Origin of the sequence: Mesorhizobium sp. WSM3859 (assembly GCF_002295065.1) — a bacterium.
GTDB lineage: Bacteria > Pseudomonadota > Alphaproteobacteria > Rhizobiales > Rhizobiaceae > Mesorhizobium.
Map to the genome: position 1 here is coordinate 1 of NZ_NSGG01000026.1, position 14,018 is coordinate 14,018.

Genomic DNA, 14,018 nt, shown 5'->3' on the forward strand with positions numbered 1-14,018 from the left:
GTCTTGCCATGATCGACGTGGCCGATCGTGCCAATGTTCACATGCGGCTTGGTGCGCTCGAATTTACCTTTTGCCATAGTCTCTTTCCTTGGACGGCCTTGACCTTCAGTTCAGTCGAATGCGGGGCGATTAGCGACAACGGCCGAAAAACACAAGTGCCTTGTGGCTGAGCGGATTCCCGCTCGACCCGAACCAATGGTCGATTTCAGGGGGATGTGGGCGGATATAGGGCTGCCGCGCGTAAAATCAAAGGCGCCGGGCTGGCCCATTGCCGCCGCGACGACGCTCTGATCTTGTCCGCCGCATGCAGTTCATTCCATCCAATATCCGCGGTCCGCTGTTCATGGTCGTCTCGACGGGGTCATACCTGGTCAACGACACGATGATGAAGCTCGCGACCACGGGTCTGCCGCCCTATGAAGTGCTCCTGCTGCGGGGCGCTGCCGCAACGCTGTGGGGCGTGCCGCTGCTCCTGATGCTGGGTTATGCCCGGCAGATCCCGCTGCTCTTCGACCGCAAGGTGCTGCGCCGCAACCTGTTCGAGCTCTTGGCGATCCTCTGCTATGTCGTCGCCCTGGCCAACATGCAGATCGCGGATTCCACCGCGCTCGGGCAGGTCACGCCGCTCATCGTGCTGGTCGGCTCCTCGATGCTGTTCGGTGAAAAGATCGGCGCCACGCGCATGGCGCTGATCGGCCTTGGCTTTGTCGGGGCCCTCATGGTGGCGCAGCCGACCATGCAGGGTATTTCGGTCTATGCGCTGCTAGCGCTCGGCAATGCGGCCTTCGCGGCGGTGCGCGATATAGCCGGCCGCAAGGTGGGCGCCGAGGTGCCCGGCATGATCGTCGCCATCTCCGCGGTCCTGGTGGTGCTGGTCGGCTCAGGCGCGGCGCATCTCGTCTCCGAGCAATGGGTGATGCCCGAAGGACGCCATCTGCTGCTGATTGCGGGTGCCGGCCTGTTCCTGATCTTCGGCCATTTCTTCATCTTCATGGCCTACCGCGTCGGGCCGACAAGCGCGGTCGCGCCCTTTTATTACTGCTTCACCGTCTGGGCAGTCATTTCGGGCCTGCTGGTGTTCGGGCAGTTTCCCAACGCGCTCGCCGTCTGCGGCATCCTACTGGTCATGGCCAGCGGCCTGGCCATCGTCTCGCTGGACGAAAGAAAGCGTCGCCTGGCGATGGTCGCCTGAAAACGTGAATCCAGCGCGGGCCGACCGAATGAGGTCGACCATCGGCAGCCCGGCCGGCTGCGACCTTCCTTACAGTGTGCGCTTGCCCGAAATCTGGTGATAGGCCCAGAGCACCACGACCGAACCGATAACGGCAACGATCAGGCTCCAGATGTTGAGGCCGGTGACGCCGGCCGACCCAAAGGCGCTGAAGATCACACCGCCGACGACAGCGCCGACAATGCCGAGCACGATATCCATGATCATGCCCTGACCGGTCTTGTTGACGATCTTGCTGCCGATGAAACCGGCGATGAGGCCCAGGATAATCCAGCTGATGATGCCCATAATTCCCTCCAAATCCCCCCGCCACCCATCATGTTCATATGATTGTCAAAAGCTCAAGACAGCTTGAAATTCCGTCCGTTTGCGCCATGCTGGAGCCGGCGGACTTGGCTGAACAAGGAGATCCACGATGGGCCTTTTCGACAATGCCGTTCCGGGCGGCAACATCACCAAACCCCTTATGATCGCGCTCGGCGCGCTTTTGGTCGGCAAGATGCTGAGCGGCAGAAGCGAGGAACCGGCCGCGCCGCAAGCGCCTGCGCCGTCTCCTGCCAACACCGGCGCTTCGGCCGATGGCGGCCTGCTCGGCGGTCTCGGCGGCCTGCTCGGCAAGCTCAGGGACGCCGGCCATGGCAATGTCGCCGACTCCTGGGTCGGCACCGGCCAGAACCAGCCGATCAATCCGGGTGATCTCGGCTCGGCGCTCGGTCCGGCGGTAATCCGTGAGATCGCCCAGCGCACAGGCATGAACGAGCAGGAGTTGCTGCAGCAACTCTCCACGGCGCTGCCCGGCATCGTCGACAAGCTGACGCCGAACGGCCAGATCCCGCAGAACCATCAGGTCGCCTCGGCCTTCAACAGCTGATCGGCAGCCAATTCGAACACGCCGCGCGACGGTGCGCGGCGTTTTGAATACGATCTAGTCAGGCTTTGAAACCCTCAACGTCGATCAATTCGATGACATTCTGAGGATCAGCACGTAGCGCCTTGATAACCGCCAACCAAATATTGTGGGCTGTTTCGTACCATCTACGAGTGGCTTCGAAGTCCAGCGACTCTAATCTGGCATGGCCGAGGCCATCGGGTGATACGCCGAAGTGTCGACAGGCGTTGTAGATATCAATGAACTTGTCGAATTCGTCGGCACTGACATCTGTCACGCCATATTGCGCAACAAAACGCTTCCAGATGATTTTAGGGCTGGCAACCTGCGCTGTCAGCGGCGCCGGATCATTCTGACCGAGCAACTGAGATACGCTTAGCCCCAAGGTCGCAACGATGAAAACGCATCGTTCAACCAGATCCTCAGTAGCTTCTTTATCCTGCAGATAATTTGCCGTGAGTTCATTCCAATACCGGCGGGCCTGGCGCAGAGCGTACAGCTGTAGGTTGGTGCTGGCGGTACCGTCTGTGTTTATTGAATAATACGGTCTCATCGTTCAGCGATCCCTCAGTCAGCGGTGCCGAATAGGGCAAGCGGGACGGCATCTCCGACCGGTAACTTTCGGGGATTCAGAGGCCTGATTGGAGCGGGTAGCGGGAATCGAACCCGCATATTCAGCTTGGAAGGCTGCTGCTCTACCACTGAGCTATACCCGCGCCTTGCACTGAGGTACCGGATTCACCCAAAAAGCGCCATGCACTTTTCGGTCCGAGACTTTTCGTTTCAGGGCTTCCGGGCCGGCAGTGGTGGAGAGGGTTGGATTCGAACCAACGTAGGCTAAGCCAACGGATTTACAGTCCGTCCCCTTTAACCACTCGGGCACCTCTCCAGTCTGCCGCCGGAGCCATGCAACGAGGCATTTTCGCCGATCCGGAGCCCGAGTAGTTCTTCTCCGAAATCAGCGAAGCGCCTTATGGCGGCAAGGCCGGTGGGTGTCAACCGGCGCGGCCAGGGTTTTTCGAGGATGTTTCGCATCAATTGTCGCGGCCCATATCCTTAGCCGGACGGGGCGGCTATAGAAGCCCGCATGAGCGACGATAAAAGCAACAAGCCGGGCACGCGCAAGGACTCCCATTACGCCAAGCTGCGGCGCGCGCATCGCGACCAGAAGGCGGGCGGCGCGCCAACGTTCCGGCCGCGCCAGCCAGTGCCAGCGGGCGAAGGGCCTGGCGACGGGCTGGTGCGGCTTTATGGCCTGCATACGGTGCGGGCCGCGCTCGACAATCCTCGCCGCAAGATCAAAAAGATGCTGGTGACCCGCAACGCCGCCGAGAGGCTTTCGATCGGCGAGCTTGCCGCCCTGCCCTTCAAGGCCGAGCTGGTCGAGCCGAAGGACATCGACAGGATCACCGGGTCGGACGCCGTGCATCAGGGCGTGCTGGTCGAGGCCGAGCCGCTCAAGCCGAAGCGTCTCGACGCGCTCGGCGACGCAAGGCTGGTGCTGGTGCTCGACCAGGTGACCGACCCGCACAATGTCGGCGCGATCCTGCGCTCGGCGGTCGCCTTCGGCGCCGGCGCGCTGATCACCACGGCCCGCCACAGCCCGCAGGAATCCGGCGTGCTGGCGAAGTCGGCGTCGGGCGCGCTGGAGCATATCGACCAGATCGAGGTGAAGAACCTCGCCGAAGCGCTTGGGCAGTTGCACGAGGCCGGCTTCCAGACCATCGGGCTCGATTCCGAAGGGCCGGCCGAGCTGGAGAAGACCTTCGGCGGCGAGAAAATCGCGCTGGTGCTGGGCGCGGAAGGCAAGGGCCTGCGCCAGAAGACCCGCGAGACGGTAACCGCGCTTGCCCGCCTCGACATGCCGGGCGCCATCCATTCGCTCAACGTGTCGAATGCGGCGGCGGTCAGCCTCTACGCGGCGAGGAAATTCTTAGCGAATAGCGAATAGCGAATAGCGAATAGCGAATAGCGGAACACGGCGCCGGCAGGCCTGCAACCCCCATTCGCTACTCCCTATTCGCTATTCGCTGCTAGCCACTTCGTGTCCCGCCATCCGTTCCAGCGCCCTCACCAGCGCCGAATGATCCTCCTTCGCGCCGCCATTGGCGACGCAGGAATTGAACAGCTGCTGCGTCGTCGAGGTGTTGGGCAGCGAGACGCCAAGCGCCTTAGCGCCTTCAAGCGCCAGGTTAAGATCCTTCTGGTGCAATTCGATGCGGAAGCCCGGCGCGAAGGTGCGCTTGATCATGCGCTCGCCATGCACTTCGAGGATGCGCGAGGCGGCAAGCCCGCCCATCAGCGCCTGCCTGACTTTTGCGGGATCAGCGCCGGCCTTCGAGGCAAAGACGAGGGCTTCGCCGACGGCTTCAATGGTCAGCGCGACCACGATCTGGTTGGCGACCTTGGTGGTCTGGCCGACGCCGTTCGGGCCGACCAAAGTGATGTTCTTGCCCACCTTCTCGAAGACCGGCCGGGCGCGCTCGAAGGCTTTTTCCTCGCCGCCGACCATGATCGTCAGCGACGCCGCCTTGGCGCCGACCTCGCCGCCCGACACCGGCGCGTCGAGATAGTCGCAGCCGAGATCGTTGATCTTTTTGGCGAATTCCTTGGTGGCGATCGGCGAGATCGAGCTCATGTCGATGACGAGCTTGCCCTTGGTCAGGCCCGAGGCGATGCCGTTCTCGCCGAACAGGACATCGGCAACCTGCGGCGTGTCCGGCACCATGGTGATGATGATGTCGGCAGCCTTGGCCACCGCATTGTGGCCAGTGACTGACTTCAGCCCCTTGGCGGTAAGATCGGCCGGCGGCTTGGAGCGGTGGTCGCTGGCGACGACCTTGTAGCCGGCGTCGAGGAGGTGCCCCGCCATCGGCGCGCCCATGATGCCGAGGCCGATGAAACCGATGGTTTCCATTGTTCTGCTCCCTAGACGTCTTTCTTCAAATACATCGAAAGGTTGGCGCCGCCCCTCATCCGCCTGCCGGCACCTTCTCCCCGTAAAGTGACGGGGAGAAGGGAAGCGCTCCAGCGCCAGCGCCCCCTCTCCCCGTTCTTCACGGGGAGAGGGCAAGGGTGAGGGGCAAACGCCGAGGCTTCACAATTCCTGGCACCTAAGCCGCCGCGCTCCCCTGCCCGGCGAATTGCCTGAACCAGCCGAGCCCTGCTTCCGTGCCGGCTTTCGGCTTGTATTCGGCCCCCACCCAGCCCGCATAACCAATCCGGTCTATGTGGTTGTACAGGAAGGGATAATTGATCTCGCCCGTCCCCGGCTCGTAACGGCCGGGATTGTCCGCAAGCTGGATATGCGCGATGCGGCCGAGGTTCGCCTCAATCGTACGGGCGAGATCCCCCTCCATGATCTGCATGTGGTAGATGTCATATTGCAAATAGAGGTTCTTGGAGCCGATGCGGTCGATCAGCGCCAGCGCCTGGTCGGAATAGTTCAGGAAGAAGCTCGGTATGTCGCGGGTGTTGATCGGCTCGATCAGCAGCCTGATCCCGGCCTGCTCCAGCTTCTCGGCCGCGAAGGCGAGGTTTTCGGCAAAGACGTTTTCCAGCACAGTGCGATCGGCGCCCCGCGGCGCGATGCCGGCTAGGCAGTTGACCTGCTCGCAACCTAGCGCATGGGCATAGGTGATCGCCTTGGCGACGCCCTGGCGGAATTCCGGCACCCGGTCCGGCAGCACGGCGATGCCGCGCTCGCCCTTCGCCCAATCGCCGGCCGGCAGGTTGAAGAGAACCTGCGTCAGGCCGTTCTTCTTCAAACGCGCCGCGACGACATCCGGCGCGTGATCATAGGGACCGATATATTCAACGCCCTTGAAGCGCGCGCGGGCGGCGGCATCGAAGCGGTCGAGGAAATCATGCTCGCTGAAGAGCATGGAAAGATTGGCTGAAAAACGCGGCATTCTTTTTCTCCTTCTCTCCGCAGACTCTTAGTCGAGCATCACGATGGCCGTCGGCGCATCCTTATGGCTCTCGGCAAGGTCCTCGAATTCAGTGATCTTGTCGATTTCCGTGCCCATGGAGATGTTGGTGACGCGCTCGAGGATAAATTCGAGAACGACCGGAACCTGGTGCTCCTTCATCAGCCGCTGCGCCTCCTTGAAGGCGCCGGCGAACTCTTCCGGCTTGCGCACGCGGACCGCCTTGCAGCCCATCGCCTCGGCGACCGCGACATGGTCGACGCCGTAGCCGGCGTCCGGATCGCCTGCGCGGTTGACGTTCTCGAAGGCCAGGCTCACCTCGTAGTCCATAGAAAAACCGCGTTGCGCCTGGCGGATCAGGCCGAGATAGGCGTTGTTCACGACGACGTGGATGTAGGGCAGCTTATGCTGCGCGCCGACCGCCAGCTCCTCGATCATGAACTGGAAGTCGTAGTCGCCGGAGAGCGCGACGATGTCGCGATCCGGATCGGCTGCGCGCACGCCGAGCGCCGCCGGCAGCGTCCAGCCAAGCGGGCCGGCCTGGCCGCAATTGATCCAGTTGCGCGGCTTGTAGACATGCAGGAACTGCGCGCCGGCGATCTGCGACAGGCCGATGGTGGTGACATAGGTGGTGTCGCGGCCAAAGGCCTTGTTCATCTCCTCATAGACGCGCTGCGGCTTCAGCGGCACCTGCTCGAAATGCGTCTTGCGCTTCATCGTCTTCTTGCGCTGCTGGCATTCCTTGGCCCAGCCCGACCAGTCGCGCAGCTTGCCGGCCGTGCGCCATTCCGTGGCGACGTCGAGCAGGATCTTCAGCGCGGCAGCAGCATCCGAGACGATGCCGAGATCCGGCGCGAAGACGCGACCGATCTGAGTGGGCTCGATGTCGACATGGATGAATTTCTTGCCCTTGGTATAGACGTCGACGGAACCGGTGTGGCGATTGGCCCAGCGGTTGCCGATGCCGAAGACGAAGTCGGCTTCCAGCATCGTCGCGTTCCCGTAGCGGTGCGAGGTCTGCAGGCCGCACATGCCGGCCATCAGCCGGTGGTCGTCGGGGATCGACCCCCAGCCCATCAGCGTCGGGATGACGGGCACGCCGGTGACCTCGGCAAACTCGATCAGCAAGTCGGAAGCGTCGGCGTTGATGATGCCGCCGCCGGCGACGATCAGCGGCTTTTCCGCTTGGTTGAGCATCGAAAGCGCCTTCTCGGCCTGGGCGCGCGTCATCGCCGGCTTGAACGGAGCGAGCGGCTCATAGGCGTCAATGTCGAACTCGATCTCGGCGAGCTGGACGTCGAGCGGCAGGTCGATCAGCACAGGACCGGGGCGCGAGGAGCGCATCAAGAGGAACGCCTTCTGCAGCGCCATCGGCACCAGGTAAGGCTCCATGACGGTGACCGCCCATTTGGCAACCGGTGCTGCGATCGAAGCGATGTCGACGGCCTGGAAATCCTCCTTGTTCAGCCGGGCGCGCGGCGCCTGGCCGGTGATGCAGAGGATCGGGATGGAGTCCGCCGAGGCCGAATAAAGGCCGGTGATCATGTCGGTGCCGGCCGGACCGGATGTGCCGATGCAGAGGCCGATATTTCCGGCCTTGGCGCGCGTATAGCCTTCGGCCATATGCGAGGCGCCCTCGACATGGCGGGCAAGCACATGGCGGATGGTGCCGCGCGCCTTCAGCGCCGAATAGAGCGGGTTGATCGCCGCGCCCGGCACGCCGAAGGCATTGGTGATGCCTTCCCTTTCGAGAACGAGAACCGCCGCATCGACAGCGCGCATTCTGGCCATGACAAGCCTCCATTTCTTTGGTTGGCTTGATAGTGACAGCACGTCTTCTATTTTTCAATTTTTTCAGAATATTTTTTCATTTCTAGAAAGCGGCTTTTAACCGTTGAATTTACGTCATTTTCGGTTTTCCAGAAATTCACGTTGCCAAATCGATGAAAAACTTTTTCATTGCACCTCGCGCGAATTCAGCGACAATGCCGCCTATGGAAACGACGGAAAAACGCCAGCGCGGCCGGCCCCGCGCCTTCAATGGCCCTTCCGAAGCGGCGTCGGTGCAGTCGCTCGACCGCGCGCTCCGGATCCTCGCGATCGTCGCCGAGGCGAGCGGCTTGTCGCTCAGCGAAATCGCCGCGCAAAGCGGCATTGCCGCCTCCACCGCCTATCGCATGCTGACGACGCTGGAGAACCACGGCATGGTCGAGTTCGACACGACCGACCAGCTGTGGTCGGTCGGCGTCGAGACCTACCGCATGGGCGCCGCCTTCCTGCGCCGGCGCAAGCTCGTCGACCGCGCCCGCATCGTCATGCAGGAACTGATGGAGAAGACCGGCGAGACCGCCAATCTGGGTGTCGCCGAGGACGATTGCGTGGTCTTCGTCAGCCAGGTCGAGACGCATCAGGCGATCCGCGCCTTCTTCCGGCCGGGCACGCGCAGCCCCTTCCATGCCTCCGGCATCGGCAAGGCGGTGCTGGCGCATCTCGAGCCGGAGCGGGTCGCCGCCATCCTTCGCAAAGCGGGTTTGCAGCGCTACACCGACAAGACGCTTTCCGACATCTCGGCGCTTGCCCACGACCTCGCCACCATCAAGCATCGCGGCTGGTCGGTGGACGACGAGGAGCGCCATCCGGGCATGCGCTGCGTGGCGGCCGCCATCTTCAACGAATATGGCGAGCCGATCGGCGGCGTTTCGGTCTCCGGGCCGACGGTGCGGGTCACGCCCGAGCGGCTGGCCGAGATCGGCCCGCTGGTGCGCGACGCCGCAGTCGAGGTGACGAAGATGATCGGCGGCGTGAAAGCGTATTAGGACGCCCCCGGCAAGGCGCTCTTGGCCGCTACCTCGAAGAAATCGAGCAGGATCGCCAGCCCGACGCCACAGGCCGCCAAGATGAGGCCGGCGATGAATATCCGACTGGCGCGGTCATGGATGCTTCGCTGCAGGGATTTGATATCGAGCAGGATGGCAAGCGCCCGGATCTGCAGCGCGATGCCGACCAGGATCGGCAGGACGGCAAGCAAATGGTAGGTCTGCCATGGGATCGGGTTGGCCGCCCAATGCGTGATGAAGCCTAGCGAAAACGCAAGCAGGATGCCGACGATGGTGATGGTGCCGTTGCGGAAAACCGGTTCGACCCGTTCTTCCTTGGAATCCTGCTCGTTCATGCCACCCTTCCCTCGATTAGCGTGAAAGCCAGATTAAACGCTCGCAAAATCGCTGTACATCGCTGGTTGCCTGGCAGGAGCCGACCGGGGATTGGCCAGGCCGGAGGCGGACTTGACCGTCTTGCCGGGGCGTCGGGGTGCATGCGAAAGGGCACGGATGCGGAAAACAGTTTTCCTTCTATCCGTCGCTTCCCTTTGCGGATGCGTGGCGACAGCACCGCCGCCCCCGCTCGGCGGCAACCCGAGCAGCGACCCGCTGGTCGATCCCGTTCCGATCTCGTTGGCCCTGGAGGAGATCATCACGGCCGGCGTCCGCCAGCATTTGAAAAACCCCATCGCCGCAAAGTTTGGAGCGATGCGCGCCGGCGAGCGCAGCTTGAACGGCCGCCACGAGATCGTGGTGTGCGGCTATGTCGACGACAAGGGCTCTGCCGGTGGCAATGAGCCTTTCATCGGCAAGATCCATCCCGATGCCGGAAACAGCTTCGAGCTCGTCGCGATAAACGACGCCTCGGTCAGCGGCGCCTGCAAGGCAGCCGGATTGGCGATGCCGGAACTGAAGCCCAATTCCTAAATCGGTCGGGGCAGGAAAGTTGTCGGCTTCAAATCAAGCCAATCAGGCCGGTGGCACCGCACAGGGAGTTTGCAAGGTTGCCGTTTGTCGACAGGCACGATTCTCACCGTTCCTTTCCGTGAAACCAGTGCAAACGCCGGGGATTGGCCGAAGCCTTCCAACCTCGTCATCCCTGGGCGGAGCAAGGAGCGGAAGCGGCGTCGCGGAGACCCTGGAATCCATTCCGCGACCGTGGTCGAAGAGTGCAGCGGAGCAGATTTTGCACCGTAGCAGCGCTTATACGTCACGGAATGGATCCTCGGGTCTGCGCGCGTCGCTTCGCTCCTTGCTCCGCCCGTGGATGACGACTGGGTGAGGCGTTTCGGCCAGTCTCCAAGGCGTGCCACCTGCCCAACACAAACATAGCCGACCAGTCAAAATCCCTGTGCTGGGGAACGCTCAAAGGAAAGAAAAGGGGGCCGCGTGCAGCCCCTCTTTCCTGGTCAGCCTTCTCTTACAGATGGCAATAGTGCGGGTAACCGTCGTAGCCGATATAGGTGTTCGTATCCGGGTCATAGCTGCCGTAGCGGGCCATGCAGCGGCGGACATGCCAGGAACCTTCGTAGCCGCCTTCCTCGACATAGACGGTGCGGGGCTGCTGCTGGGCAAGCAGGCTGCCGAGGACGAAGCCGCCGACGCCGGCGGCGATGCCGATGCCGAGCTCGCGGCGATGATGATGATGGTCGTGGGCGGCCGAAGGCTGGACGGTGCCGACGAGCGAGCCGGCGGCGACGGTGGTGGCGATGAGGCCGGAAACGATGGTGCGCTTGAACATGACGATCTCCTGGTTTCGTTGGAGAGGCGAACCATCCGCCTCTTGACCATGGGTCGCGGCGGCGCCGAAAAAGGTTCGAAGATTTTTTGAGATTTTTTTCGCCAGCCGTTCTGTCGGGCGGTGGCACCGACCAGTTCATTCTTTTGGAATGCAAAAAAGGGCGGCCGGTGGACCGCCCTTCGAAGGCAGTTTGTCTCTCGCTAAAGATTGAGTGAGTAGTGGGTAGTCAAGCAAGGCAGCCGTCCCGAACGGGCACCCTCTACTCACTACTGCCTACTGCCTACTGCCTACGCCTACTGCCTACTCACTCTTTTCACCCCATCCCCGTGATGTGCCTCAGCCAAAACGCGAGCACGATGAAGCCGACGAAGGTGGCGACGCCGGTCCAGTCGATATTGGCTTTCTTCAGGTCGCTGATGACCTTCACCAGGAGAAGCCAGGTCACGACGATGAGCGGCAGGATGATGACGAATCTGATCATGCGGCACCCCGTTCGATGCGATTGCGCCTGACAAGGATGTAGGAAGCAGCGCACCGGTTTTCAGCATGCCGGCCAAGCTACGCGGTCCATTAGCAACCCAAAACGGAGTTTTGTCTTTACTGGCGCCCGAAATATGCTACCGGAGCGCCGTGCCCTTGTAGCTCAGCTGGTAGAGCAGCGGTGTGTAATTCACTGGGTCAACCGCTAAGTCGTTGTTTTTCAACGATCCGGCCTCTCAGGGGGAATGCAGGGGGGAAATTTTCCCCGATAGATGCCGCGTTAGCTCAGTTGGTAGAGCATCCGCCTTGTAAGCGGGAGGTCGGGGGTTCAAGTCCCTCACGCGGCACCAGCGCCTGTCCCTTGCCATCTTGTTCGCACGCCTAGCGTGACGCATTCTCTCATTTTTGCTGAGGGGACAAAACAATGCGCTGGCTTTGGGTGTTCATGGGGCTGGTCCTCGCCGGTTGCAACAGCACGTCGTCCGATCAATGGCGGCCGGTCACATCTACCTCATATGAAGGGCGATTTGAGCAAGCCAAGGCGATCTGTAATGGGCGTGCTGCACAGACGGCAGTGGCTGCCGGAAGGGCCTGGATTGCTGGCGCTATCGCCTCCAACAGCGTGTTTCGAGCCTGCATGGCTGAACAGGGCTTTGCCCCAAAGACCTCCTAGGACATCAGAAGGCCGCGGGCATCTAGTACAAGTATTCTGCCGTTGATGGTCTGATTTATCCGCTTGAGGGCTGGGATATGGGCGACGACGACTACGACGAAAGAGCGCGGTTCTTTAATCGCAGAACGGACAAGACAATAGTTGACAAGGAGTTCGTAGATGGACTGACTCGCCGGAAAATGCGCATAGCTTCCCATGTGCTGGAGGGCTCAACAGGACTGGCCGAAGCGACTGTTGTTGGGGAAACCGTGCTTAGGGAAACCCGGGCCGCGCGGCAGGAAATAAAGGCCACGTTCTACGTGGATGATCGTTCCGTTCAAACATTGACCATCCAGCGCTTCAACAGGTCGGGGCCATCCGAAAAGCAACGGTTCTCGTTCGTCGGGTCAGAGATAAACACACTGCTAGAGTTCATTGCTGGCATCCGCACGGCTTCGCTGGATGGCGGCGGCACGGTCCATTTGTCCGACGAAGAAGTCCGCAACATCATCTTGAACCAGGGCCAGGCACATCAACTTTTTAGGAGAAATCCAGCCCTCTTTCTGGAACTGGCAGAGCAAGATGAGGCCGTAACGCGTGACCTCCATGCCCTTGGCTATCGGCGGAAGGAGTTGCGCCAGTTCGAAAGGTTGCTGCATGACGGGAATTATTTCGCGAGCGAGCAAAGCCGTCTGAACTGCCGGCCGGAGGATGTGTGGCAGAAGTTCTTTGAGGCCAACACTTGGATTTTTGGCTACGGCTTGTCCTACCAGTTTCTGTCGAAACTCGATGAGCGGAAACTAGAGCAGGTAGTGCTTGGAAACAGTGTAGTCGGACCAGGCAAACGCGTGGACGGACTGATGAAAACGCGCGGCCGCATCAATTCACTGTGCTTTGTGGAGATCAAGCGCCATGACACTCCATTGCTAGGGCAAGCAATGTACCGCCCAGGCGCCTTCGCGCCGTCGTCAGAAGTCTCGGGCGGTGTTGCGCAGGTGCAAGCGACGGTGCACGCAGCGATACATAACCTGGGCGAGAAGTTCGCCACCGCCGATGCAAGCGGCGACCCTACCGGCGAGACGCTATTCAACATTCAGCCGCGCTCCTGTCTTGTCGTCGGAACGCTTGCTGAGTTCGAGACGCAATACGGCATCAATGAGCAAAAATTCCGATCGTTCGAGCTTTACCGGCGCAATATCTGGCGCCCGGAAATCGTGACCTTCGACGAGCTTCTAGAACGGGCGCGGTTTATAGTCGAACCTGCATAGCGTACGCGGCTACGGCGAAACCTCCGACCGTATGATCGGATTGCTTCGGCCCTTTTTCCCGACCTTTATGACGTCCTTGGCGAATAGGCGCTGTGAGCGCTCGCCGCCAGCGGGAGCTGCGCAAGCCACCAACGACAGTCGCCGAGGTAGATCAGGCGGTGGTGACACGACATTCATAGCGGGTTGTGTCTAAAACATTGATAGCGGGTTGTGTCTAAAACATTGATAGCGGGTTGTGTCCAAAAATTGAGTGCTATCAGCGTGACACCCGGCTTCTCGCAGCATAGAGTATGGAGCCTTTATGTGGAGGAGGAGCCTTTCCATGCGTCGAATGATGCTTGCTGCATTCACACTATCGTGCGCAATCTCGATTGCCCACGCTGCGAATTGTCCCCCATATCCGAAGATAGGCGGCGACTGGATATGTACAGACCACTGCTCTCCCATTGGTGGTATCGCAAAGATCACGCAAAATGGCGGCAAGCTGGCCCTCATTAACGAGCACAACGAAGGCGGAGATGGTTTTTTTGAGAATTGTACTACTATTCGTGTAACGAATTGGCAGGGCGGTCTTCGAGGAAATCTTAGTGAAGACAAGAACGTTATTGGGTGGGCCAATGGAACAGTTTGGCGTAGGCAAGAATAGGTGCTTGTGGTTCGTCTCCCATGCGCAGTATGGATAGTTAACGCTGGCAGGAGCAAAGAAGTGCCGCCATGGGTGATGCGGCCCGCCCACCGTTGCCGATGAGCGGACCGGGATCGAGCAACCCGAGCCTGCCCGACCTGGGAACGCTGTTCAAGCCGCCGCAGCGGCACTAGGCCCGTTTAAACGGCGTCACGTTGTGTCCTGGTAGTCATAGAGGTCATAGATAGCCCGCAGTCCGCCCCTAAAGCCGCCCTTGTGATTGAGATGGTTTCCGCGACCTCCAGCTTGATGCCGAGCCTTGCCAGCCCGCTTGTGAAGGTGCGCCGCAGATCGTGCAACGTCCACTCGGGCAGCGGCGGCTCC

At 61.1% G+C, this 14,018-nt stretch carries 14 protein-coding genes, 3 tRNA genes and 1 pseudogene; 7 read left to right on the plus strand and 11 right to left on the minus strand.

The features are described from left to right. Positions 1-77 (minus strand): annotated as a pseudogene (locus CK230_RS31415) (elongation factor Tu); the annotation flags it as partial. A 227-nt stretch (positions 78-304) separates the two neighbouring features. On the opposite strand from CK230_RS31415, the gene CK230_RS31420 reads away from it, so the two are divergent. After that, positions 305-1,192, plus strand: a complete 888-nt coding sequence (locus CK230_RS31420) for a DMT family transporter (RefSeq protein ID WP_095820665.1) — start codon at positions 305-307, stop codon at positions 1,190-1,192. A 69-nt stretch (positions 1,193-1,261) separates the two neighbouring features. On the opposite strand, the gene CK230_RS31425 is transcribed toward CK230_RS31420, so the two are convergent. Further along, positions 1,262-1,519 carry a GlsB/YeaQ/YmgE family stress response membrane protein gene (locus CK230_RS31425; RefSeq protein ID WP_095820666.1) on the minus strand — a complete coding sequence of 86 codons (258 nt, stop codon included), beginning with the start codon at positions 1,517-1,519 and terminating at the stop codon, positions 1,262-1,264. 127 nt (positions 1,520-1,646) lie between these two features. On the opposite strand from CK230_RS31425, the gene CK230_RS31430 reads away from it, so the two are divergent. Continuing rightward, positions 1,647-2,102, plus strand: a complete 456-nt coding sequence (locus CK230_RS31430) for a YidB family protein (protein WP_095820667.1) — start codon at positions 1,647-1,649, stop codon at positions 2,100-2,102. Positions 2,103-2,160: 58 nt separating this feature from the next. On the opposite strand, the gene CK230_RS31435 is transcribed toward CK230_RS31430, so the two are convergent. From CK230_RS31435 to CK230_RS31445, 3 genes are all read right to left on the minus strand, one after another. Then, a complete protein-coding gene (locus CK230_RS31435) occupies positions 2,161-2,673 on the minus strand; it encodes a hypothetical protein (RefSeq protein WP_095820668.1) in 513 nt (170 codons plus the stop codon). Between the two features lie 89 nt (positions 2,674-2,762). After that, positions 2,763-2,836 (minus strand) — tRNA-Gly (locus tag CK230_RS31440). Between the two features lie 88 nt (positions 2,837-2,924). Next, positions 2,925-3,009 (minus strand) — tRNA-Tyr (locus tag CK230_RS31445). Between the two features lie 198 nt (positions 3,010-3,207). Here CK230_RS31445 and CK230_RS31450 point away from each other — a divergent pair. After that, positions 3,208-4,071, plus strand: coding sequence for an RNA methyltransferase (locus CK230_RS31450; RefSeq protein WP_095820669.1), 864 nt, complete (start codon positions 3,208-3,210; stop codon positions 4,069-4,071). A 72-nt stretch (positions 4,072-4,143) separates the two neighbouring features. Here CK230_RS31450 and CK230_RS31455 read toward each other — a convergent pair whose 3' ends face one another. From CK230_RS31455 to gcl, 3 genes are all read right to left on the minus strand, one after another. Next, a complete protein-coding gene (locus CK230_RS31455) occupies positions 4,144-5,037 on the minus strand; it encodes a 2-hydroxy-3-oxopropionate reductase (RefSeq protein WP_095820670.1) in 894 nt (297 codons plus the stop codon). A 196-nt stretch (positions 5,038-5,233) separates the two neighbouring features. Further along, positions 5,234-6,031, minus strand: coding sequence for a 2-oxo-tetronate isomerase (gene otnI, locus CK230_RS31460; RefSeq protein ID WP_095820671.1), 798 nt, complete (start codon positions 6,029-6,031; stop codon positions 5,234-5,236). A gap of 27 nt (positions 6,032-6,058) precedes the next feature. Then, the gene (gene gcl, locus CK230_RS31465; protein WP_095820672.1) at positions 6,059-7,840 is read right to left on the minus strand and encodes a glyoxylate carboligase; all 1,782 of its coding nucleotides are present in this window, start codon (positions 7,838-7,840) and stop codon (positions 6,059-6,061) included. A 203-nt stretch (positions 7,841-8,043) separates the two neighbouring features. Between gcl and bhcR the strand changes: the two genes are divergently transcribed. Then, a complete protein-coding gene (bhcR, locus tag CK230_RS31470) occupies positions 8,044-8,865 on the plus strand; it encodes an HTH-type transcriptional regulator BhcR (RefSeq protein WP_041006435.1) in 822 nt (273 codons plus the stop codon). Here the strand turns inward: bhcR and CK230_RS31475 are convergent. Continuing rightward, entirely contained in the window at positions 8,862-9,221 is a 360-nt protein-coding gene (locus CK230_RS31475; RefSeq protein ID WP_095820673.1) for a hypothetical protein, read from the minus strand. The two genes, bhcR and CK230_RS31475, sit on opposite strands and share 4 nt — an antisense overlap. Positions 9,222-9,426: 205 nt before the next feature. Between CK230_RS31475 and CK230_RS31480 the strand changes: the two genes are divergently transcribed. After that, a complete protein-coding gene (locus tag CK230_RS31480; protein ID WP_245430129.1) occupies positions 9,427-9,795 on the plus strand; it encodes a hypothetical protein in 369 nt (122 codons plus the stop codon). Positions 9,796-10,288: 493 nt separating this feature from the next. On the opposite strand, the gene CK230_RS31485 is transcribed toward CK230_RS31480, so the two are convergent. Beyond that, positions 10,289-10,609, minus strand: coding sequence for a BA14K family protein (locus CK230_RS31485; protein ID WP_095820675.1), 321 nt, complete (start codon positions 10,607-10,609; stop codon positions 10,289-10,291). A 313-nt stretch (positions 10,610-10,922) separates the two neighbouring features. Next, positions 10,923-11,090 (minus strand): hypothetical protein, encoded by a 168-nt coding sequence (locus CK230_RS31490; protein WP_095820676.1) that lies wholly within the window; start codon positions 11,088-11,090, stop codon positions 10,923-10,925. Between the two features lie 273 nt (positions 11,091-11,363). Here CK230_RS31490 and CK230_RS31495 point away from each other — a divergent pair. Further along, positions 11,364-11,439: transfer RNA gene (locus CK230_RS31495), tRNA-Thr, on the plus strand. Between the two features lie 400 nt (positions 11,440-11,839). After that, on the plus strand, positions 11,840-13,009 hold the full coding sequence (locus CK230_RS31505) for a Shedu immune nuclease family protein (RefSeq protein WP_095820678.1): 1,170 nt from the start codon (positions 11,840-11,842) through the stop codon (positions 13,007-13,009). The last annotated feature ends 1,009 nt before the right edge of the window (positions 13,010-14,018 follow it).